The sequence below is a fragment of the Bradyrhizobium sp. SSBR45G genome (assembly GCF_030159255.1).
Classification (GTDB): domain Bacteria; phylum Pseudomonadota; class Alphaproteobacteria; order Rhizobiales; family Xanthobacteraceae; genus Bradyrhizobium.
In genome coordinates this window covers 586,278-607,598 of the sequence record NZ_BSCT01000001.1, presented here as the reverse complement: position 1 = coordinate 607,598, position 21,321 = coordinate 586,278, and the positions used below count along the sequence as shown (strand labels likewise).

The following is a 21,321-nucleotide window of genomic DNA, read 5'->3' as shown; positions in this document are numbered from 1 at the left end:
CTTAGGCCCACATGTGATGCATCGCGTGGTGATGCGACATGTCGGGACCGGCCGTCGCAGCTGCCGCCGTATTGGCCGCGTGGCTGCTGTGATCGTGGTGATGATGGCTGCTGTGATCGGCGCCGGTGTTGTTGCCTGCCGTGGTCCCCGTCGACGTGCCGGTCGTGGCTCCGCTCGTCGTGCCGCCGGCCGCCGTACCACCCGCCGTGGTCGTGCCACCAGCCGCTGCGCCACCCGCCGCAGTCGTCCCAGCGGCTGCGGTGCCACCCGTGCCATTGGCGAGGTTCGGCGTGGCCGTCACCGGAATGGTGCCATGTGCGGTGCCCTTGATGGAGGTCGCCGCCGAGACAGTCGTCGCGGTGCCGACATAGGTGCCACCATTGACCGGGATGTTGTTGCCGGACACGTCCATCGCGTCGGCCGCAAAGCCCTGGCCGGCGGCGTTGATCATCGCCTTGTCGGCGGCGAGCGCAGCACCAGTGTCGCCGTTGAGGATGCCCTGCAGGCCCTTCACCGCATTCGCCGTGTCGGCCTCGAGCGTGCCGCTGAGCAGTTCGTTGTCGAAGCGGCCCTGGAACACGGCGCCCTGGGCGGCGTCGAAATTGGCGCCGAAGGCCTGGTAGTTCTGGATCTGCGTGATCAGGGCTGCGCTGGCCTGCGCACCGCCGGTCGAGATCTTCTGCAGCGTCGCGTTGATGGTGTTGGCTTCGGCGAGGAAGGCCGCCCAGAAGTTCGTTTGCGCCTGGTTGTCCTGGAACTTGGTGACGGTGCCGGTCAGCCCGCCCGGATCCTCGGCGAAGCCGCCGGCATGACCGGCCGCTCCGTTGCCGCCAGCCGCCGTGTTCAGATTTGCGTCGTTCTGAACGATATCGATGATGTCGAGCAGATTGTCGGCGGTACCGCGCAGCGCAGCCTGATTGCCGGTCGTCGCAGCCGCATCGTATTTGTTGAGTTGCAGGTTGATCTGCCCGAGCACCGTCTGGAGATGGACCGTGGTCAGTGCGGCCGCGTTCGCGGTTTCGCCGGCCTCGATCTGCGCGAGCTGCGTCTTGTTGTTGAGGATGGCGGTCAAGCCGTGCTGGACCGCGGTGAGATCAGCGTTGACCTCGGCGAGATTGCCGGTGTTGATGCCGCCGGTGGCGAGCTCGACCGCCTTGTTGAAGACGAGACCGACATCCTTCAGGCTGTTGCCCGCGGTGGCCGCCGCGAGGCTCGCCGGATCATCAGCGCCGGCGGGCGACGTCTGGAACGCAACGTCCATTCCTCCGGTGTTCGCCAGGAATGGCACGTTGTTCAGCGCGGTCGCCAGATGGGCGTCGTTGTGGATCTCGCCGAGAATTTCCTGCTGCAGCGCGTGGATCGTCTGGCTTGCCGCTGCCGATGTGCTGGCGTTGGCGAACTGGCCCGCGGCCTGCAGCAGCGTGCCCAGCTGCCCCTCGACGTTGGTGAGCACCGCCGTGTCGGTGGCGTTCAATGCGAACGTATGGCCGCCGAGCGTCACCTGGCCGGGATTGGCCAGCATTGCAGCGATGTCGGTCTGCACCGCCGTGATGTCGGCCTGGTAGCTCGTCAGGAAGGCCGGTGAGTTGCCGCTGTTGGCGAGGCTGAACAGGCCGAGCGAGGCGCGCACGGCGTCGTTGAAGACCACGCCGGCCTGCACCAGGTCGGTCGAGTGCTGGATCGCGGTGGCGCGGGTCAGCAGGTTCGACGTGCCGTTGGCCAGCGCCGTGGGACTGAAATTGACCGGTGTCGTATGCATGCCGCCGGTGCCCGTGCCGGTCCCGCCGCCGGTCGCTGGCGGCGTCGTGCTGGACCCCCCGGTTCCGTTGGCAATGTTCGGAGTTGCGGTGACGGGGATCGTGCCGTGGGCGAGGCCATGCACTGATGTCGCGGTCGACACCGTCGTCGCCGTTCCGACATAGGTCGCCCCGCCGATCGCGATGTTGTTGCCGGAGACGTCCATGGCGTCGGCCGCGAAGCCCTGGCCAGCCGCGTTGAGCATCGCCTTGTCGGCGGCGAGGGCGGCGCCGGTGTCTCCGTTCAGGATGCCCTGCAGGCCCTTTACGGCCGCCGCGGTATCGGCCTCCAGCGTGCCGCTCAGCAGCTCGTTGTCGAAGCGGCCACGGAAGACGTTGCCCTGTGCGGCGTCGAAATTGGCGCCGAAGGCCTGGTAGTTCTGGATCTGCGTGACCAGTGCGGCACTGGCTTGTGCGCCGCCCGTCGAGATCTTCTGCAGTGTCGCGTTGATGGTGTTGGCTTCCGCCAGGAATGCGGCCCAGAAATTCGTCTGCGCCTGGTTGTCCTGGAACTTGGTGACCGTGCCGGTCAACCCGCCCGGATCCTCCGCGAAGCCGCCGGCGTGACCCGGCATGCCGTTGCCGCCGGCCGCCATGTTCAGATTGGCGTCGCCCTGGATGATGTCGATGCTGTCGAGCAGATTGTCAGCGGTGCCGCGCAACGCGGCCTGATTGCCGGTCGTCTCCGCCTTGGCGTACTGGTTCAGCTCGAGATTGATCTGCCCGAGCACCGTCTGCAGATGGATCGTGGTCAGCGCGGCCGCGTTCGCGGTCTCGCCGTTCTCGATCTGAGCAAGCTGGGTCTTGTTGTTGAGGATGTTGGTCAGGCCTTGCGAGATCGCGGTGAGGTCGGTCGTGACCTCCTGCAGGTTGCCGGTGTGGATGCCGCCGGAGGCGAGATCGACGACCTTGTTGAAGACGAGACCGACGTCCTTGAGGGTGTTGCCGGCGGTGGCTGCGGCCAGGGTCGCCGCATCGTCGGCGCCCGCCGGCGTGTTCTGGAAGGCGACGTCCTGGCCGCCGGTGTTGGCGAGGAAGTTGACCTTGTTCAGCGCGCCGGAGAGATGCGCATCGCCATTGATCTCCTGCAGGATCTCCTGCTGGACGGCATGAAGCGTCTGGTCTGCGGCCGTGATCGTCGCTGCATTGGTGGTCTGCCCCGCGGCAGTGATCAAGGTCGAGATCTGCGCCTGAACGTTGTTGAGGACCGCGGTGTCGGTTGCGTTCAGCGTGAAGGTCTGGCCGCCGAGCGTGACCTGTCCCGGATTGGCGAGCATCGCGGCGATGTCGTTCTGCACGGCGTGCAGATCCGTCGTGTAGCTGCCGAGAAACGGATTCGAATTGCCGCTGCCCGCCTGTGAGAACAGGCCGAGCGAGGCGCGCATTGCATCGTTGAACACGACGCCTGCCTGCACCAGGTCCGTCGACAGATTGAGCGCGGAGGCACGCACCAGCAGGTTCGACGTACCGTTGGCCAGGGCCGTCGGGTTGAAGGTGTTATTCGCCATGGATCATCTCTCCCCAAGTTCATCCGACGCCCGGCAGGGCCCCGTACCGAAACTGGCCAGACGATGCGGAACTGCATCGGCCCTGCCGCAGGACGCGCCGCGCGTTCGAGTTGCGCGCCGCGCCTGTGCGATGCTGTGTCGCGCGCCAATCTGCCGCGCGCTAATTTGTCGCACCTCGCTATATGCTCCAAGCAATCGGGCCAAAAGAGGCGTTGGGGAGTCCGCAAATATGTTGTTGTTCGGGCATCGCGGAGCTGTGAACGATGCGCCGAAATCCGCCGCTAAGTGATTGATTTTCAGGGGTAAGCGAGGGATGTGGTCTGCATCGGCCTGACGCGAGCTGCATGTTCTCGTCACGATGCTGCCTGCATCCCACCGATGCGCAGTTGCTGCTGCGACTAGGTCGCAGAGCTTGTCAAGTGTCGCAGGGGGCTCGACGGCTCTGGAGAGGCGGCATGCGCATCACTCGCGTGCAGGCGAACCCCGCTGCGATCAGCGGCCATGCCTCATGGCGCTGGACGTGGATGCCTCTTAGGCCGACATCGCCTCGCCTGCGAACTCAGGACGGCGGCGCGGCTTGGCGCTGTGCGAGCAGCGCGTCCCGGATTTTCTGCAGCAGGCTGCTGTAGAGCCTGTTCCAGGCCGGATCCTGCCCGTTTGCATCGAGCCCGCGTTTGGTCAGCCCGAGGCTGATCCTGTAGACGGTCAACGCGCCGTCGATGTTGCCGAGCGGGACGAAGGCATCACCCAGGCTCTGGTAAGACATTGCCAACGCCTGCTGCAGCGACGAATCGCTGGGAACGGCGGTGGCGAGTTGCGTGATCAATGCCGCGTTGGAACGACGCTGCTCGAAGGCTTCGGCATGGCGGCCCATGGCCCCGAGCACGTCGGCCAGCAGAGCGTGGCACCAGGCGAGATCACGCCGGAAGCTCACATTGCCGGGATGGGCCGCCGTCAGCTTCTGGACGATGCCGAGGCTGGCAGAATAGGCGGCAAGTGCGCCCTGAAGGTTGCGCTGAACGAACAGCACGGCGCCGATGCGGTTCAAGGCGACCGACAGGTTGCGCTGGAAGCCGGCATTGTCCGGGTCGGCCTGCGTCAGGTGCCTGACGATATCGATGCTCTGCTTGTAGTTCTGCAGCGCGCCGGCCAGATCGCTGGCGCCGGCGCTGCGGTCGCCTTGCGCAATGGTTGCGGCGGCCTGATCCAGCAGTCTGCCGGCGGCGACGGTCACGCCGACAGCGAGGCCGCCATGCGGGACCTCGCCGCGCGGGCGGGCCAGCAATGCAGCAAGTGCGATCGGCTCCTCGGCGCCGGCCGGGCCTGTGGCCCCGCTTGCTGCGTAGCCCGCATCGTCCGGCATGGGCTGCGCAGCCTGCTGATTCGTCGATGTCGGCGGGCGCGGCTGCGGGCGCAATCCCTGCCCGAAGCCGGGGATTCGGCGCAACATGCCCTCGACCTGCTCGGCCTTGATCAGGCGCGTGCATTCGAATTGCCGGGGCGTGTCCTTCCAGCGCGGACACCAGAGAGCGTCCTGGTGATCGAAGCGATGATGGACGTCATTCCAGCAGCTGTTGCAGGCGTGATGGTTGATGATGCGATAGGGGGTCGCGAATTCGTTGGTGGGATGGGTGAAGCCGCTGATCAGCACGACCGGCGTGCGCGCAGCCCAGGCCAGCCAGGACAGGCCTGAGGAAAGACCGATGAAGAACTCGGCGTGTCTCAACCAGCGGGCGCGCTCCTGCAGCGGTCGGTCGCCGGTCTGATCCTCGGCGCCGGCCGGGATCCGCGTTCGAAATGGGCCGTTGCTGTGCTCCGCCTTCTGATCGATGCAGACCACGCGGTAGCCGGTCGCCTTGAGAAAACCGACGATGCTTTCCCAGCCGCCCGGATTGTTCCAATGCTTGGATTGCGTCGTTGCCTGCACCGCGATGCAGACATACGGCTCCGCGATGGGACGGCTGTCCTCACTGAGCGCGATGCGCGGCGGGCGCTCCGCCGGATCGACGCCGAGAATATGCGCCGCGGTCCGATGCAATCCAACCTGGCGGAAGTCGCAGGGTTGATAAACCTGCTCGGCGTCATCGAAGAACAGTGCGACCGAGTAGGTGGCGTAATAGCGCTCCGGCTGGATCATCTCGTGCGTTACGAACGTGATGTCAGGATAGGCGGCGCGGAACAGCGCGATCAGCGGCTCTCCCATCGCGCAGGTGAGACGACACTGGTGCAGCTCCTTGAACTTCACCGCGTAGCTCAGCCAGCCGATGATGTCGCCGATGGTGCCGACCGGAAACTGGATCAGGACGTCTCGATCGGCGGCATTGTAGTCGTGCCGCAGCAGCAGCTCCTGCCCCGACCAGACCTCGAGCCGGAACGGGATGAAGTAGCGCTTGCTGCTGTTGACGTGCCCCGAACGCAGATCGATGTCGAACAGGACGTTGGCGGTCTCGAGATCGCTCATCCTGACGCGCCAGGCCTGCCCGTTGTCGGGCAGCATGACCCGGCAGCCATCGTTGAAATCGAAGCGGAGGCCCTGTGGACCCTCCTGTGTCGGCACGGCGGACGGGGGCGGCAGCCGCGGCCTTGTCGATTGCCCGGCCACGCCTGCGCGCACGCCCTGCTGGGCGTCGGCATGCGGGATCGCAATTGTCGGCACCATCGTCGGGTCCGAGGTGCGGGGAAAATTTGCAACGTTCATGCTGAATGGCCGATGCGGTCTGCGTTCCCTGCGGAAGAGCGCGCAGACCGCGGCTTGTCAGGCCCGATTACTCCACAAAGGCGCGCCGCCACTGATCGAGAACCGGCTTCATCAGATAGCTGAGCATCGTGCGGCTGCCGGTCTGGACATAGACCTCCGCCTGCATGCCGGGCAACAAGTTGACGTTGCCGAGCCGCTTTCGCTCCTCGTCGGACAGCGTGATCCTGACCGTGTAGAATGTCGAACCTGTTCGCGGATCGTTGGTGATGTCGGGCGATACGAACGAGACCTGGCCGCTCAACTTCGGCGTCGTGTGCTGGTTGAAGCCGTTGAAGTGGACCATCGCATCCTGTCCGGTGTGGACGTGATCGATGTCCTTCGGCTGCACGTGTCCTTCGACCTGCAGCTCGTCCGAATCGGGGACCAGCTCCATCACCGTCTCGCCGGGCTTGATGACGCCGCCGATGGTGTGAACCGCAAGCTGGTGGATCGTGCCGGAGTTGGGCGCGCGCATCTCGATGCGGTCCAACTGGTCGCGGGCGGCGACGCCTTTCTCGACCAGATCGCCTTCCTTGGCCTGGGCCTCGCTGAGATCCTTGACCACTTCGCTGCGGAAATCCTGATCGATCTTGACCGTCTGCAGCTCGGCTTCGCTGATCTTGGACCGCGTCTCCGCGACGCTCGACACCAGCTGGCCGCGTTCGCCGTCGATTCGTGCGGCCTCCCGCTGCAGCGTCGTCAATCGCGTCAGCGGGACGAGGCGCTTGTCGTAGAGGTCCTGAACACCCGCCAGCTCTCCCTTGATGAGGTCGATCTGCTTGGTCTTCGAATCGAGTTGCGCCTCCATGCCGGCGATCTCGTTGTTGAGCTGGACGATGCGGCCTTGCAGCAGATCCTTCTGGCTCTTGCGCGTGACGGCTCGCGCCTTGAACAGGGTGTTCTCCGAGGCGATGACCGCACGAACGTGAGGATCGTCCCCGCGTGACGTCAGCGTGGTCGGATAGTCCGGCAGCTCCAGACCGTCGCGCTCCGCGGACAGGCGGGCGATCTTGGCGCGCTGCTCGTTCAGCTGCTTGGTGATCGACTGCAGCTGGGCCTGGCTCTGGGTGTTGTCGAGCCGCACGAGCAGATCGCCGGCGGCAACGCGCTTGCCGTTGTCGACCTTGATCTCGGCGATGATGCCGCCGGTCGGATGCTGGATGGCCTTCACGTTGGACTGCACGACGAGATTGCCCGGAACGACGATCGCGCCGGCCAGCGGCACCAGGGTCAGCCAGCCGCCGCCGAACACGGCAGCGACGAGCAGGACGCGCAGGCCGAGGCGCAGCTCATTCTCGAACATCCGGCCGACGCGTGGAACCAGCAGTTCGTCCGAATCATCGTCGAGAGTGGCGGCCGTTCCCTGGGTGGCAATGAACGTCATGCCGGTCGTCAACGCCGTGCCGGCGGTGCCGACCAGCCGGCGGACTCCGGTTTGCGGAACGGCCGGCACCTGGCCGAGACGGGCAGGGAGGTTCTGCTGTCCCAGTCGGGGCGCGTCACCGAAGCCGCCGTCGCGGCGTGCGTCTCGGACGTCGACCACGGCCATATTGTTGGTCGGCACGCGCGCGGGTGCATGGCGCGGCGGCGGTGCCAGCTCCGGCTCGTAGCCGCGCACCGGTGCGGGCCGTTGCCAGTCCATTTCGCGGATGCCTTCGCCGCGTCGCTCCCGCGGCTCCTGGGCGCCGAGTCCGAACAGCGACAGCGCGCGACCCATCGTGCTGCCCTTCTTCTTGCGCGGCTTGACGCGGGCTTGGGCCGGCGGCGGACGCCGGCGCTTCTTGCCGCTGTCGCGTGAGCCGCGACGCGCCCGCGGATCCTCGTCGGAGCCGTCGTCGAACGCACCCTGCAGCCGCTGCAGCTCGAGGATCAGAGCATCGCCCTGCGGACCGACGGCGCGCGTTTTCGGCCGCACATAGTCGTCGTCATCGAAGGGCCTGAAGTCGTTGATGTGTTTCATTGATCAAGCGCTTTCTGCTGGGGCGGCGCGACGAAGCATTCTGGCGTTCGGATTTGGCGCTGCCGCCGGAGCGGCAACCCTCGGCGCCGCGGCAGCGTGCGCGACGGCGGGGCCGGCGGGCGCCTTGGCGCCCGCGACGCGGGCAAAGATCTCCTGACACGGACCGAAGGCGATCGCCTTGCCCTCGTACAGCACGAGCGCCATGTCGAGCGCATTGAGCGCGCTCGGCCGGTGCGAGATGACGATGACGATGCTCTGGTTCTGCTGCCGCATGATCAGAATGGCGCGGCTCAGCGCGTTCTCACCGTCGGTGTCCAGATTGGCATTCGGCTCGTCGAGCACGATGAGGAACGGATCGCCATACACCGCGCGCGCAAGACCGACGCGCTGTCGCTGTCCGGCCGACAGCGACATGCCGCCCTGGCCGATTCGCGTCGAATAGCCTTCCGGCAGCCGCAGGATGATGTCGTGCACGCCGGCGATCTGCGCCGCCTTCAAGATCGCATCCGAACTCGCATTCTCGTCGAAGCGGCAGATGTTGTCGGCGATGCTGCCGTCGAACAGCGCGACGTCCTGCGGCAGGTAGCCGATGTGGCGGCCGAGATCCTCGTTGCTCCACTGATCGAGGGCCGCGCCGTCGAGACGCACGCTGCCATTGAGCGCGGGCCAGATGCCGACGAGCGCCTTTGACAGCGAGGTCTTGCCGGACGCGCTTGCCCCGAGCAACGCGAGACCCGTGCCGGCCTTGATCGAGAAAGACACATTGTGAACGATCGGGCGATCCGTGCCGGGGGCCGACACCGTCAGCTCCTGGACAGTCAGCTCGCGACAGGGGCGCGGCAGCGCGACGGGAGGCGCTTCCGGCTTCGCGGTGGCCCTGCAGACGTCGCGCAGGCGCGCGATGCCCTGGCGCGCGGCGACCAGCTGCTTCCAGCTGCCGAGCGCGATCTCGATCGGAGCGAGTGCGCGGCCCATCAGGATCGAAGAGGCCATCATGACGCCGCCGGACGCCTGCTCGGAGACGACCAGCGCCGCGCCGATGCCGAGCATGCCCGACTGCAGCACGTAGCGCAGCACCTTGGCGGCTGCGCCAAGATTGGAATAGACGTCGCTCGCGCGGATATTATCCTTCAGATAGCGCTCGTTGACGGCGTTCCAGCGCGCCGAGAAGCGATCCAGCATTCCAAGCGCGCGAATCACCTCGGCATTGCGCTGGGTGGCGTCGGCAAGCACCTGCCGCGCGGCACTGGTGTCGCTGGCGGATTTGCTGGCCTGCCGCGACAGCCGGTCGGTGACCATCGTCATCGAGATGATTCCCACCGTGCCGATGATGGCGGTGACGCCGATCAGCGGGTGGAACAGGAACATGCCGATCAGGAAGATCGGAATCCAGGGCATGTCGAGAAAGGCGGTCGGCCCCATGCTCGACATGAAGGCGCGGAGCTGGTCGAGATCGCGCAACGGCTGCTGCATCAGCATCGGCTTGGTGCCGCGCAGGGGCAGCGTGGCCAAGGCGTGATGAATCGCGTCCTGCAGGCTCGCGTCGAATACGGTGGCGACCCGGCACAGCATGCGCGAGCGCAGCGCGTCGAAATAGCCCTGGATCAAGTACGCGGCCAGAATCATCACCGAAAGGCCGATGAGCGTCGCGAGATTCTTGCTCGGAACGACGCGGTCATTGACCTGCATCATATAAACCGAGCCGGAGAGCATCAGGATGTTGATGACGCCACTGAACACGCCAATGCCGGCCATGCGCTTGATGGCCTGGCGCAAGCCGTGCGTCACCGGATCGTCGCTTCCCGAGAGAAGGTCAGTTAAGGCAGCCGCGGCTTTTTTTCGGGGGCGGTCTTGAGCCAGACTCATCCAGGCGCGTCTCCCAAGGCTAGTGCTTCAATCAGCGCTATTGACAGTCGATGCCGACGATTTTCCGGCAACAATGAGACACGCAGCCCTTTCTGTCTCAGCATTGCGGGGGTGAAATCTCCGGGAGACGGCAAAGCCTGACGCGGTCGATGAACAATGCGGCACTGTTCGCGGCGGTCGATGGCGCGCGAAATCCGTTCGCGATCTTCGATAGTTGCGACTGAATGGCGATCATCTGCGCAGAACGCCTGTCACACATTCGTCCGGCTATCACCTTGCTTCTGTGCTCATTGGTCGCGGTCTGGGCCGAATGACGCCACGAAGGCGAATAAATCTTCCTGCGGTGCAATGCACAGGCGTTGTCACCACGAGTGTGCGGTACTCGACGGCGGTGCGGAGGACGACCATGGTGACGGCGGCAACACATGGACATCCAGCTTCCCACGCCAAACTCGGGACGCGCGACCAGCACACTCGGCCAGCGTCGATGCGTTCTTTCAGCGAACGCGTCGCCTCGATGCGCCGGTCGGTCTGACGACTGCGGCCGAACAAAATAGGGAGGACAAAGCGGGCCAGTTCTCATGCGATCCGAGCAACCCGTCACCGGCTCGGGCCGCAACAACTGACCAATCACAGGCGTGATCCAAGCGGTCGCGATGAATCGTAGCGTGGCAACGATCGGCGTGGAGGGCGGCGCGGTTTCTTAACGCCAATGTCAAACGACAAAGTTGCTCACTGAGAGTATCCGGGGGACGAAGAGTTGTTGGACTACATCACCATCATCGGGACGCGTGATGCGGGATTGCATTCGGATCGGGGAGCGCATGTCAGGGGTGCGTATTCGACGACCATCCGGTGCGGGATCGACCCGCTGAAACGAAATTCGGTCACCGGTTCTTCGGTGAGACGCGCCGATTGCGTGCGCACAGGTCGGGAGACGCGCGCATGAAGATCCGAAAGACCGACTACGGGACGATCCTGCTGCACTGGACGCTGGTGGGCGCGACCGTGATTGCGTTCCTGACGGGCCTGCGCATGGCCACGGAGGCGCCGGGGCACGCCTGGATCGCCAACAATCTCGATTGGCTGCTGCCGCGGCATCGGACCTGGACCTGGCACATGCCCGCGGGAGTTGTGCTCGCGAGCGTCGCGGTGGCCTACATGATCTACATCGCCAAATCCGGGCTCGGCCGCCGCGTCACCATCGACAAGATGCGTTTCAAGGGTCTGCTCGGCCGCCGGCCGGCGCGGCTGGGCTCGATCAGCGTGATGCTGCACTGGGTGCTGTTCCTTTCGATGGCGACGCTGATCATCACCGGTGGCCTGCTGTTCTTCGGCGTGGCCTCCGGCTACGCCACGATGATGATTCATTGGTACGCCACCTGGGTCATCCCGGCTTTCGTGGTGCTCCACGTCCTGGTCCACTTCGCCATCGGTGGAAAGATGCAGCTCTATCGCGTGTTCCGTCCTGCACCCTTGCCGCCGCCGCCGCCGAAGCTCGATCCGGTTGAACTTCTCACCATGCTGGTCGAGCAGTCTGAAAAGCTCGAGGAAGCCGAGGCGCCGCCAAAGAAACCCGCAGCACCCGCCGCACGGCCCGGGCCGCGCGAATCGATTCCGGCGCCGCGACGGATGGAGGAGCCGATGCGAGGGCGTCCCGAGCAGCGCATGCCGCCGGTCCGCACGCGTCCGCCCGCGCCGACGAAAGGCAATTCCCGACGCCGCAATCCGAGCTTCCAGGCGAACCCTTTCATGGTCGCGACGGCCGCAGCCATCGTGATCGGCTCGGCGATGTTCGCCGCCGACTACTACGCCGAGGACACTGTCACGGTTTATCGAATCGCCAGCTCGGATGCGCCGACGCTCGACGGCGATTCGTCGGACCGCGTCTGGCGCAACATCCAGCCGCACATGGTGACGACCAACCAGGGCGACAATTTCGACGGCACCGGCGAGTCGCGCGTGTGGATCAAGGCCGCGCATGACGGCACCTGGGTCTACTTCCTCGTGATCTGGGAAGATCCGACGCGGTCGCTGAAACAGTTGCCGCTGATCAAGAAGGCCGATGGCTGGCATCTGCTGCACAACGGCTTCGAGAAGGGCGACGAGAACGACTACAACGAGGACAAGTTCTCGCTGCTGTTCACGACGCTGCCGATCACCCTGGCCGCTGACCGAACCTTCCACATGAGCTCGCAGCCGATGCCGGACAAGCCGGCGACGCTGTCGGGCCGCGGCATTCACTACACGCCGGCACCGAATCTCTATGCCGACGCCTGGTTGTGGAAGGCGACGAGCGGCGGCCCGACCGGATGGATGGACGACAACCATTTCGGTCCGCCGGCCGAGCCGACGCCGGATCAGATCAAGGGCCTCGCGCCCTATAAAGGCGGCTTTGCGCCCGATCCGGGCACCGCGAACTATTCGGACAATTTCGTGATCGACAGGGAGGCTGCGAGGCTTGGAAATCGGGGTGTGAGACCGAAGCGCCTTCCAAAGGACGTGACGGCAATGACCGCGGCGATGGGCGAGATCAATCTCGATCCGAACATCGGCGAGAGCGAAGGCTCGCGATGGTTCATGACAGAGGCCGAATCGGTGCCTTATTCCGCTGAAGCGGACGCACAGACACCGATCGGGACAGTGGTGCCTGGCGTTCTCGTCGCCGGCGAGTTCACCGGCGACCGCGCCGACATCCGTTGCGCAGCGCGGTGGGCAGCCGGCCATTGGACGCTGGAGATTGCCCGCAAATTAGACACGAAAAGTAAGTACGACGTTCCGATCAAGGACGGTGTCTTCATGCGAGTCGCGGCTTTCGATCACACTCAGATCCGACATACGAGGCAGATCCGGCCGATGCGACTTGAGGTGCAGTGATGGGTAAGATTTGCAAAATCCAGTACAACAGGGAAACGTTCTACGCGAATGTGGGCGATATCCTGCTCGACGGCGCCATCAACAGTGGCGTGGATCTGCCCCATGACTGCCGAAGTGGAATCTGCGGCTCCTGCAAGGTGACGGTTGTCGACGGCAAGCTGTTCGGCGGCATGGAAGGCGACATGGCTCACGCCTGCCAGGCGCGCGTGGTGTCGGACCTGAAGATCATCACCGAGCCCGTGCCCGAGACGGTGACGATGAATTGCGAGGTGGGTGATCTCGTGCGCCTCGCGCCCGACGTCGTCGGCGTCACCCTCGAAATGCCGAAGCCACTGCGTTTCTTCCCCGGTCAATACGCCAAGGTGCAGTATCGCGGATTCCCGACGCGCTGTTACAGCCCGACCTATCCGATGGTCGGTGCCCCCGACAGCCATCTCCTCTATCTGCACATCCGCATCCTGAAGGATGGCCTGGTGTCATCAGCGCTCGGTCGCGACATTCAGGTTGGTCATCGGGTCAAGCTGACCGCGCCGCTGGGCACCGCGTTCTTCCGGCAGAAGCATCGCGGCCGGATCATCCTGGTCGCGAGCGGCACCGGCTTCGCGCCGATGTGGGCGATCGCGGTCGCCGCCATCACAGAGAATCCGAAGCGCGAGATCGTCTTCATCGTGGTGTCGCGCACGCTGCAGTCATTCTACATGCATCAGGCGCTGTGCCGGCTGGCGCGGTTTCCGAACGTCAAGATCATCCCGATCGTGTCGGAGCCGCAGAACGTCTCGCCCGCGATTCGCAGCGGCCGCCCGACCGAACACATGCCCGAGATCTCGCCGAACGACGTCGTCTATACCTGCGGCGCGCCGGCGATGACCGAGGCCGTCGCGAAGATGGCGCGCGCGGGCGGTGCAAAGTGTCATTGCGATCCGTTCGTGTCGTCCGCGCAGCCATCGGAGTCGAGCGGTGGCGGCCTGATGGATCGGCTGGTGGGCTGGCTCGACAGCCAGCGCGGCCGTCCGGCCATGTTCCAGCCGGCAGAATGAGATCGTTGCGGCCGCAGAGGGCGCGGCCGCAATCTGCCGTCGATCAGCCGGCCACGAAGGCCAGCAGGGTGCCGGTGGCCGCGGCCGGCGGCACCACGATGCTGCTTCCGCTGCGCACCGCCGCGGTGCCCAGCGCCTTTTCAGAGGCGGCGAGATCATGCGAGGCCAGCACGAGGCCGGCGCCGCCGCGCTCGGGCAGCCCGGCCAGTGAAACCCCGGGATAGCGTACCGCCAGTTGGTCCCTGGTCAGGAACACGAAATCGGCGCGGTCGCCGCCCGAGGCAACCGTCACGGCGCCATCGGCTTCGCCCTGACCTTCACGATCGATCAGGCGCGACAGATGTGCGGCATCCTTGGCCGGATCGGGCGTCACGATCAGCGCCTGCTTCAGCCGCTTGGCGGCGTTGGCGTGGCTCATCAACTCCGGAATCCACACCGTCTCGCGGGTCTTGTGCTGGCAGGCGAAGATGCGCAGGCCACCGGGCGTCTCCGCCACGGGCCATTGAAACACGCGGAACTTCGCGGCCGAGAGCGTACCGTCCGGCAGCGGCACCGGGCGCTCGAAGTCGATGGGGCCGATCGGCTCGAATCCATTGGCGCGAATCTCCTCGGCGCCTGCGGCGGAATCCACCGCCGTGAAGGCGATGCGCTCAATCCCTTCGCCGCGCTGGGCGAGGAAGTTGCGGGTGGGCACATTGTGATCGGTCTCGGCGAGGATTCCGAGCAACTCGATATAATCCGGATCGAGCATGATGGTGTAATTGCCGGATCCCATCTTGGCGCTGTGCGTGCCGCGCGGCGACAGGGTGAAGCCGAGCCGCTTCCATGTCTCGGCTGCCGCGTCGAGATCCTTCACCACGACAACAGCGTGATCGATACCGATGACGTTCTTCAGGGCCACGCGTTTGTCTCCTTGCACCGAACTTGGCATATTGGCGGCCGAACTATGCCCAATCGACCTATGCGCCGCAACCGGTGGCGCCTGCCGCCCGGCGCAAGGCAAGATCGATCTCCGTGAGGGAGGTCGAGCAGCAAGGATGAGCCGTCCGCGATGAACATGACAACGGAAAACGTCCAATGGCCGCCGTCGCTGTGGGCTGCGCAGACGCCGCCAGGGCCTGATCTGCCCTCGCTTCAGGGCAGTGCGCACGCCGATGTCGTGATCATCGGCGGCGGATTCACCGGATTGTCGACGGCGCTGCATCTGCGCGAGGCGGGCACGGACGTCGCCATCATCGAGGCGATGGAGCCGGGCTGGGGCGCCTCGGGCCGCAACAACGGCCAGGTGATTCCGACGCTCTCGCGTCCCGATCCCGAGGATCTCATCGCGCGCCACGGCGCGGCGGGCGAGCGCTTCGTCGCCATGCTGCGCGACAGCGCGTCCACGCTGTTCGACACCGTCAGGCGCTACAACATCGAGGCCGAGTACGAGCAGAGCGGCTGGGTGCAGCCGGTGCATTCTCCCGGCCGCATCAAGATCGCCGAGCGCCGGTTCAGGCAGTGGTCGAAATTTGGCGCTGATGTCGAGCTGCTGTCGCGCGACCAGGCGCGCGACATGCTCGGTTCGGATGCATGGCATGGCGGCTTCTGGAACAGGACCGGCGGGCACATCAATCCACTCGCGCTGGCGCGCGGTCTTGCGCGCACCGTGCTGAGCCTGGGCGGCCGGATCTACGCGCGCTCTCCGGTGATCGATTTTGCCCGGCGGGGTGATCGCTGGGTGGTGCGCACGGCGCAAGGTGAGCTGTCAGCGGGTGCGCTGGTGCTGGCCAGCAATGCCTATAGCGGCGAGTTCTCCAAGGCGCTGGCGCCTGATATCGCGCATGAGGTGATGCCGGTGCTGTCCTGGCAGATGGCGACGCAGCCGCTGTCGGACAATGTGCGCAAGACGATCATCCCGGCGCGGCAGGCGATGTCGGACACCCATGGCGAGCTCTATTTCGCCCGCTACGATGCCCGCAACCGGCTGGTGACCGGCGGCGCCGTGATCGGCCTCGGCAACAAGGTCGAGCGGCTCAAGGCTCGAGTATCCGACCGTATGCAGCGGCTGTGGCCACAGATCGGCGAGGTGAAGTTCGACTATGTCTGGAACGGCTATGTCGGCATGACCACCGACTACATGCCGCGCATCCATCGTCTCGGCCCGGATGCCTATGGCTGGACCGGCTGCAACGGACGCGCCGTCGCGCTGACGATCCCGCTCGGCGCCGAGCTTGCAAAGGCCGTCCGCGGCGTTCCGGCCGACGAGCTGGCGCTGCCGTTCACGGAGCCGGTCACGATCCCCGCGCACGCGCTGCTGCGGCCGTTCGCGCCGCTGATGCTGCTGCTCTATCGCTATCGCGACGCCCGCGAGATCGCGTAGCGTTCAGCCCTTGTCAGCCGTTGTTAGTTCTGGGCCGTCCGGGCGAAGTCGCCGCCCGGAATGGCCTCGAGCAGGGCCTGCGTGTAGGGATGCTGCGGGCGTCCGAACACGTCGCCGGTCAGCCCGTGCTCGACGACGACGCCATCCTTCATCACAGCCACGAGGTCGCAGATCTGCGCCGCCACGCGCAGGTCGTGGGTGATGAAGATGATCGACAGGCCGAGCCGCTCGCGCAGGTCCGTGAGCAGCCGAAGGACTTGCGCCTGCACGGAGACGTCGAGCGCGGAGACCGGCTCGTCGGCGACGAGCACCGCCGGCTTCAGTGCGAGCGCGCGCGCCAGGCCGATGCGCTGGCGCTGACCGCCGGAGAATTCGTGCGGAAAGCGATCGGCGGCGGAGGGGTCGAGCCCCACCAGCTCGAACAGCTCACGCGCCTCGGCCAGCGCCTGGTGTCGGGGCGTGCCGTGGATGATCGGCCCCTGCGCGACCAGCTCGGCGGCCTTGCGGCGCGGATTGAGCGACGCGAACGGATCCTGGAACACCATCTGCATCTGCCGGGTCCGCCCGCGAATCTCGCCGCGCGACAGGCGGGCCCAGTCCTGCCCATCGATCAGGATCGATCCCGCATCAGGATCGAGCAGGCGGATGATGCAGCGCGCGAGGGTCGACTTGCCGGAGCCGGATTCACCGACGATGCCGAGCGTCGCGCCCTTCGGCAGCGTCAACGAGACATCCCTGACCGCATGGGTGACGCGCGCGCCGCGGCCAAGAAATCCCCCGGTCCGATAGGTCTTGGTGATGCCGGACAGCGCGAGAATGGTCTCGTCCGACAGTTTGCGCGGAAGAGGCGCCGCGACCGGGGGGACGGCGGCGATCAGCTGCCTTGTGTACGGGTGCTGCGGGTTGCGCAGCACCTGTTTCGCAGGACCGTGCTCGACCACGACGCCATGCTGCATCACCACGACGCGGTCGGCGATCTCGGCGACGACGCCGAAATCGTGGGTGATGAACAGCACCGCGGTCTTGCGCCGCTGCTGCAGCTCGCGGATCAGCTTGAGGATCTGGGCCTGCGTCGTGACGTCGAGCGCCGTGGTCGGCTCGTCGGCGATCAGGAGCTTCGGATCGAGCGCCAAGGCCATTGCGATCATCGCGCGCTGGCGCTGCCCGCCGGACAGCTCGTGCGGATAGGCTTTTGCCGCGCGGAGCGGATCCGGGATGTTGACGTCGGAGAGCAGGGACTGCACGCGTGATCTGATGTCGGCTTTCGACAGATCAGTATGGATGTCCAGGACTTCGCCGATCTGATCGCCGATCGTGCGCAACGGATTGAGCGCCGTCATCGGCTCCTGGAACACCATCGCGATGTCAGCGCCGCGGATGCGGCGCATCTCGGCCGCCGTGGCCGTGCAGAGATCGCGGCCGCCGAACAGCATGCGCCCGCCATCCGTGGTCACGCTCTCCGGCAGCAGCCGCATGATGGTGTTCGCCAGCATTGACTTGCCGGAGCCGGATTCGCCGACGATGCACACGAGCTCGTTTTCGGCGACCGACAGCGAGACTTCGGTGATCGCGTGCGTGCGGTCGGCTCCCGGGGGCAGGCGGACGCTAAGGCGGTCGACGGTGAGAATGGGCTCGGACGAACTCATCGCTGCTTCAGCCGCGGGTTCAGCGCATCGTTGAGGCCCTGGCCGACCAGCGACACCGCGAGCACGGTGATCAGAATGGCGACGCCAGGGATCGCCGAGACGTACCATTGCACGCGCAGCACGTCGCGCCCGAGGCCGATCAGATTGCCCCAGGAGGCGACGTTGGCATCGGACAGCCGCAGGAAGGCGAGCGCGCTTTCCAAGAGGATCGCAACCGCCATCACCACGCCGGCATAGACGATCACCGGCGGCAGCGCGTTGGGCAGGATTTCACGCAGCATCAGCTGCGTGTCGCGCATGCCGAGCGTGCGGCCGGCCTGGACGAACTCGCGGCTGCGCAGCGACAGGAATTCCGCCCGCGTGAGCCGCGCCGGTGCGGGCCACGCAACGATGCCGACCGCGATGGTGACCGTCGTCAGCGTCGAGCCGAACACCGCCACGAGCACCAGCAGCAGCACGAAGTTCGGCAATGTCTGAAACGCCTCGGTGATGCGCATCAGGACGTTGTCGATCCATCCGCCATAAAAGCCGGCAAGCGCTCCGACCATCACACCGATCGTGACCGCGATCAGCGTGGCCACGCCGCCGATCAGGAGCGAGATGCGGGCGCCGTGGAAGATCTGGGCGGCGATGTCGCGGCCGGAATTGTCGGTGCCGAGCAGGAAGCGCGGATTGGCGAACGGCCAGATCAGGGGACGGCCGGCGAGCGCCAGCGGATCGCGCGGATAGAAATAGCCGGCACTGAGCGCCATGCCGATGACGATCAGCAGCAGAACGAGGCCGAGAACCGCGGCGGGACTGCGGAAATAGCGCTTCACTGGGCCCATGCTCAACTCTCCGCCGTGATGCGCGGATCGAGCCGCGCATAAAGCAAGTCGGTGATGAAGTTGACCAGGATCACCAGCAGCGCCGACACGAACACGATTCCGAGCAGCGTATTGAGGTCGCGCTGGACCACCGATTCGTAGGCGAGGCGCCCGAGACCCGGCAGCGAGAACACCGTTTCCACCACAACGGAGCCGCCGAGCATCGTCCCGGCCTGCAGCCCGATCAGGGTCACCATCGGCAGCAGCGCGTTGCGCAGCACATGGCGGGTGATGATGCGGGTCTCGTCGAGGCCCTTGGCGCGCGCCGTGCGCACGAAATCGAGGTTGAGCACCTCGAGCATGGACGCGCGCATGATGCGCAGATAGATCGCCAGGAAGATCAGGCCGAGCGTCAGCGATGGCAGCACCAGATGACTGGCGATATCCAGCACGCGCCAGATCCCGGTCCTGACCACGCCGATGTCCTCGAAGCCGCCCGCGGGCAGCCATTGCAGATAGATCGAGAACACCACGATGGCCATCAGGCCGAACCAGAACGACGGCGTGGCGTAGAAGATCAGGCCGACGGTCGAGATCAGCGTATCAGGCCATCGGTTGACGCCGCGCGCAGCGATCACCCCGAGGACGAGGCCGAAGAAGAACGCAAACGACAGGGCTGAGGTCATCAGCAGCAGCGTCGGCGGCAGACGCTCCAGGATCACAGCGGCGACCGGCTTGCCATAGATCGCGGAGAAGCCGAGGTCGAGCCGCACCAGCCGCCACAGATAGTTGGCAAGTTGGACCGGGACGGAGACGTCGAGGCCGTAGAAGCGGCGCAGCTCGCGCGCGGTGGCCGCGTCGCCGCCGCCCATCTGGGCCATCATCGCGTCGACCGTATCGCCCGGCGCGAGTTGCAGCAGCAGAAAGACGCCGATCAGGATCAGGAACAGAGTGGGGATCGAGGCGGCCAGTCGCCGCCCCGCAAGGCTCAAGATGCGCATGGCCACATCCTGACGGAGTTCGGCTCAGGCGGAAAGCCAGAGATCGTGCCAGCTCGACGATCCCCAGCGCGGCGTGTTCGAGTGGTTGCGCGCCTTCGCCGTGATGACGGTGACGAAGATCTGCTCGATCGGCATCCATACCGGCAGCTCGGTATTGGCCTCGCGGACGAAATCGGCATACAGCGCCTTGCGCTTGGCCGGATCGACCTCGGTCGCGGCGTCGTCGATGATCTTGTCGATCTTGGTGTCGTCCCAGCCCCACTGGTTGGTCCAGGGCGCGCCCTTCGGCTGGCCTGAGCGGTACCAAACCGTGGTCGAGACCGCAGGGTCGTTGCGGTACTGGTGCCAGCCCGTGGCGAGATCGAAGGCATGCTCGTCATAGACCTGCTTCAGGAAGCCGCCGCCATCGTTGCGGACGATCTCGACCGTGATGCCGACCTCGCCGAGCGACTGCTGGATGAAGGTCGACCACAGCGAGATATCCTCGCCCCAGGGGGCGGGCAGCAGCTTCAGCGAGAAGCGGCTGCCGCCCGCGGCAGGCTTGTAGCCGGCCTCGTCGAGCAGTGCCGCCGCCTTGGCCTTGTCATAGGGATATTGCGGCGTGCTCGCGCCGGGATAGAAATCGGTCGAGGTCGACGGGATCGGCCCGGTGCCGAGCTTGGCGAAATCGCCGAGGAAGTTCTCGATGAAGAACGGCACGTTGATCGCATGCGCGATGGCGCGGCGGACCTTGACGTCCGACAGCTCCTTGCGGCGGAAGTTGAACTCCAGCGTGTTGGTGCGGGCGTTGCCCTCATTGCCCTTGGTCGAGACGATGAAGCGCTTGTCCTTGCCGAGCCGCGCCAAGTCCGAGATGGTTAGTCCGGAGAACGGGCTGTAGTGCAGTTCGCCGGCTTCCATCTGGGCTGCGGCGGCCGATCGATCGGTGATCACCTTCCAGACGATGCGGTCGAGATAGGGCGCGTTGGGCCGCCAATAGTCGGCGTTGCGGTCGGCGATGATATATTGCCCGCGCTCGTATTTGACGAACTTGAACGGGCCGGTGCCGACAGGCGCGAGGTTCACGGGGTTCTGTCGGATGTCGCCGGTCTCATAGATGTGCTTGGCCGAGACGTAGCCGAGATCGGGCAGGGCGCGCAGCAGCAGGTTGAGCGGCATCGGCCGCTCGTAGCGGAAGATCGCGGTCTGCGGATCGGGCGTATCCACGGCGGTCAGGAACAGCTGCAGCGTCGATCCGTAGTTGAGGATCTTCTTCCACATGTTCATGGCGGTGAAGGCGACGTCCTCAGAGGTGAACGGCTTGCCGTCGTGCCAGGTGACGCCCTTGCGCAGCTTGAAGGTGACGGTCTTGCCGTCGGGTGTGGCCTCCCAGCTTTCGGCGAGCACGCCGACCGGCTGTCCCTCGGCATCGAGATCGACGAGGTTCTCCTGGATCTTGCCGCCGATGATGTAGACGCCGGTCGAGGCCTGCAGGCTCGGGTTCAGCTGCCGCTGCTCGGCGCCGTAATGCGCGTTGAACACGCCGCCCTTGCGCGGCGTCTCCTGGGCAAACGCGCGAAACGGATTGACGACATTGGCGGCAATCGCAGCGGATGTGAGAAGCGCGGTGCGGCGATTGATCTCGAAACGGCTCGAATTCATCAAGGTCTCCCGAAGGCCGCGGCAGAAGGCGGGCCATTGGTGCAATTGCCGCGGAGCTTACGCGGATCGCGGGCCCGAGTCATT

General features: G+C 65.6%; 12 protein-coding genes. 3 read left to right on the top strand and 9 right to left on the bottom strand.

What is annotated here, in order from left to right:
* Position 1: 1 nt before the first annotated feature.
* From QQL87_RS02755 to QQL87_RS02740, 4 genes are all read right to left on the bottom strand, one after another.
* Positions 2-3,304: a beta strand repeat-containing protein gene (locus tag QQL87_RS02755; RefSeq protein ID WP_284415923.1), complete on the bottom strand. Its 3,303-nt coding sequence runs from the start codon at positions 3,302-3,304 to the stop codon at positions 2-4.
* Positions 3,305-3,863: 559 nt separating this feature from the next.
* Positions 3,864-6,002: an autotransporter strand-loop-strand O-heptosyltransferase gene (locus QQL87_RS02750; RefSeq protein WP_502871124.1), complete on the bottom strand. Its 2,139-nt coding sequence runs from the start codon at positions 6,000-6,002 to the stop codon at positions 3,864-3,866.
* A 67-nt stretch (positions 6,003-6,069) separates the two neighbouring features.
* Positions 6,070-8,001, bottom strand: coding sequence for an HlyD family type I secretion periplasmic adaptor subunit (locus QQL87_RS02745; protein WP_284415925.1), 1,932 nt, complete (start codon positions 7,999-8,001; stop codon positions 6,070-6,072).
* Positions 8,002-8,004: 3 nt separating this feature from the next.
* Positions 8,005-9,756 carry a type I secretion system permease/ATPase gene (locus tag QQL87_RS02740; protein WP_284416426.1) on the bottom strand — a complete coding sequence of 584 codons (1,752 nt, stop codon included), beginning with the start codon at positions 9,754-9,756 and terminating at the stop codon, positions 8,005-8,007.
* Between the two features lie 1,056 nt (positions 9,757-10,812).
* Between QQL87_RS02740 and QQL87_RS02735 the strand changes: the two genes are divergently transcribed.
* Together QQL87_RS02735 and QQL87_RS02730 are read left to right on the top strand one after the other, a co-directional pair.
* A complete protein-coding gene (locus QQL87_RS02735; protein WP_284415926.1) occupies positions 10,813-12,744 on the top strand; it encodes an ethylbenzene dehydrogenase-related protein in 1,932 nt (643 codons plus the stop codon).
* The gene (locus QQL87_RS02730; RefSeq protein WP_284415927.1) at positions 12,744-13,781 is read left to right on the top strand and encodes a 2Fe-2S iron-sulfur cluster-binding protein; all 1,038 of its coding nucleotides are present in this window, start codon (positions 12,744-12,746) and stop codon (positions 13,779-13,781) included. Before QQL87_RS02735 ends, QQL87_RS02730 begins: the two co-directional genes overlap by 1 nt.
* Positions 13,782-13,824: 43 nt before the next feature.
* Here QQL87_RS02730 and QQL87_RS02725 read toward each other — a convergent pair whose 3' ends face one another.
* Complete coding sequence (locus QQL87_RS02725) at positions 13,825-14,682, bottom strand: VOC family protein (protein ID WP_284415928.1); 858 nt, start codon at positions 14,680-14,682, stop codon at positions 13,825-13,827.
* Positions 14,683-14,832: 150 nt separating this feature from the next.
* Between QQL87_RS02725 and QQL87_RS02720 the strand changes: the two genes are divergently transcribed.
* The gene (locus QQL87_RS02720) at positions 14,833-16,143 is read left to right on the top strand and encodes an NAD(P)/FAD-dependent oxidoreductase (protein WP_284415929.1); all 1,311 of its coding nucleotides are present in this window, start codon (positions 14,833-14,835) and stop codon (positions 16,141-16,143) included.
* 23 nt (positions 16,144-16,166) lie between these two features.
* Here the strand turns inward: QQL87_RS02720 and QQL87_RS02715 are convergent, their stop codons facing one another.
* From QQL87_RS02715 to QQL87_RS02700, 4 genes are read right to left on the bottom strand one after another with little or no spacing between them, the layout of a single operon-like run.
* Complete coding sequence (locus QQL87_RS02715; protein ID WP_284415930.1) at positions 16,167-17,789, bottom strand: ABC transporter ATP-binding protein; 1,623 nt, start codon at positions 17,787-17,789, stop codon at positions 16,167-16,169.
* Complete coding sequence (locus QQL87_RS02710; protein ID WP_284415931.1) at positions 17,786-18,616, bottom strand: ABC transporter permease; 831 nt, start codon at positions 18,614-18,616, stop codon at positions 17,786-17,788. The genes QQL87_RS02715 and QQL87_RS02710 overlap by 4 nt, the downstream gene beginning before the upstream one ends.
* 2 nt (positions 18,617-18,618) lie before the next feature.
* Positions 18,619-19,596: an ABC transporter permease gene (locus tag QQL87_RS02705; protein WP_284415932.1), complete on the bottom strand. Its 978-nt coding sequence runs from the start codon at positions 19,594-19,596 to the stop codon at positions 18,619-18,621.
* Positions 19,597-19,620: 24 nt separating this feature from the next.
* Complete coding sequence (locus tag QQL87_RS02700) at positions 19,621-21,237, bottom strand: ABC transporter substrate-binding protein (protein WP_284415933.1); 1,617 nt, start codon at positions 21,235-21,237, stop codon at positions 19,621-19,623.
* Positions 21,238-21,321: the final 84 nt, after the last annotated feature.

Excerpts from the sequence above, each read along its gene's own strand:
- QQL87_RS02755 (WP_284415923.1), bottom strand. The coding sequence starts at position 3,304 with ATGGCGAATAACACCTTCAACCCGACGGCCCTGGCCAACGGTACGTCG.
- QQL87_RS02750 (WP_502871124.1), bottom strand. The coding sequence starts at position 6,002 with ATGAACGTTGCAAATTTTCCCCGCACCTCGGACCCGACGATGGTGCCG.
- QQL87_RS02745 (WP_284415925.1), bottom strand. The coding sequence starts at position 8,001 with ATGAAACACATCAACGACTTCAGGCCCTTCGATGACGACGACTATGTG.
- QQL87_RS02740 (WP_284416426.1), bottom strand. The coding sequence starts at position 9,756 with ATGGCCGGCATTGGCGTGTTCAGTGGCGTCATCAACATCCTGATGCTC.
- QQL87_RS02735 (WP_284415926.1), top strand. The coding sequence starts at position 10,813 with ATGAAGATCCGAAAGACCGACTACGGGACGATCCTGCTGCACTGGACG.
- QQL87_RS02730 (WP_284415927.1), top strand. The coding sequence starts at position 12,744 with ATGGGTAAGATTTGCAAAATCCAGTACAACAGGGAAACGTTCTACGCG.
- QQL87_RS02720 (WP_284415929.1), top strand. The coding sequence starts at position 14,833 with ATGAACATGACAACGGAAAACGTCCAATGGCCGCCGTCGCTGTGGGCT.
- QQL87_RS02715 (WP_284415930.1), bottom strand. The coding sequence starts at position 17,789 with ATGAGTTCGTCCGAGCCCATTCTCACCGTCGACCGCCTTAGCGTCCGC.
- QQL87_RS02710 (WP_284415931.1), bottom strand. The coding sequence starts at position 18,616 with ATGGGCCCAGTGAAGCGCTATTTCCGCAGTCCCGCCGCGGTTCTCGGC.
- QQL87_RS02705 (WP_284415932.1), bottom strand. The coding sequence starts at position 19,596 with ATGCGCATCTTGAGCCTTGCGGGGCGGCGACTGGCCGCCTCGATCCCC.
- QQL87_RS02700 (WP_284415933.1), bottom strand. The coding sequence starts at position 21,237 with ATGAATTCGAGCCGTTTCGAGATCAATCGCCGCACCGCGCTTCTCACA.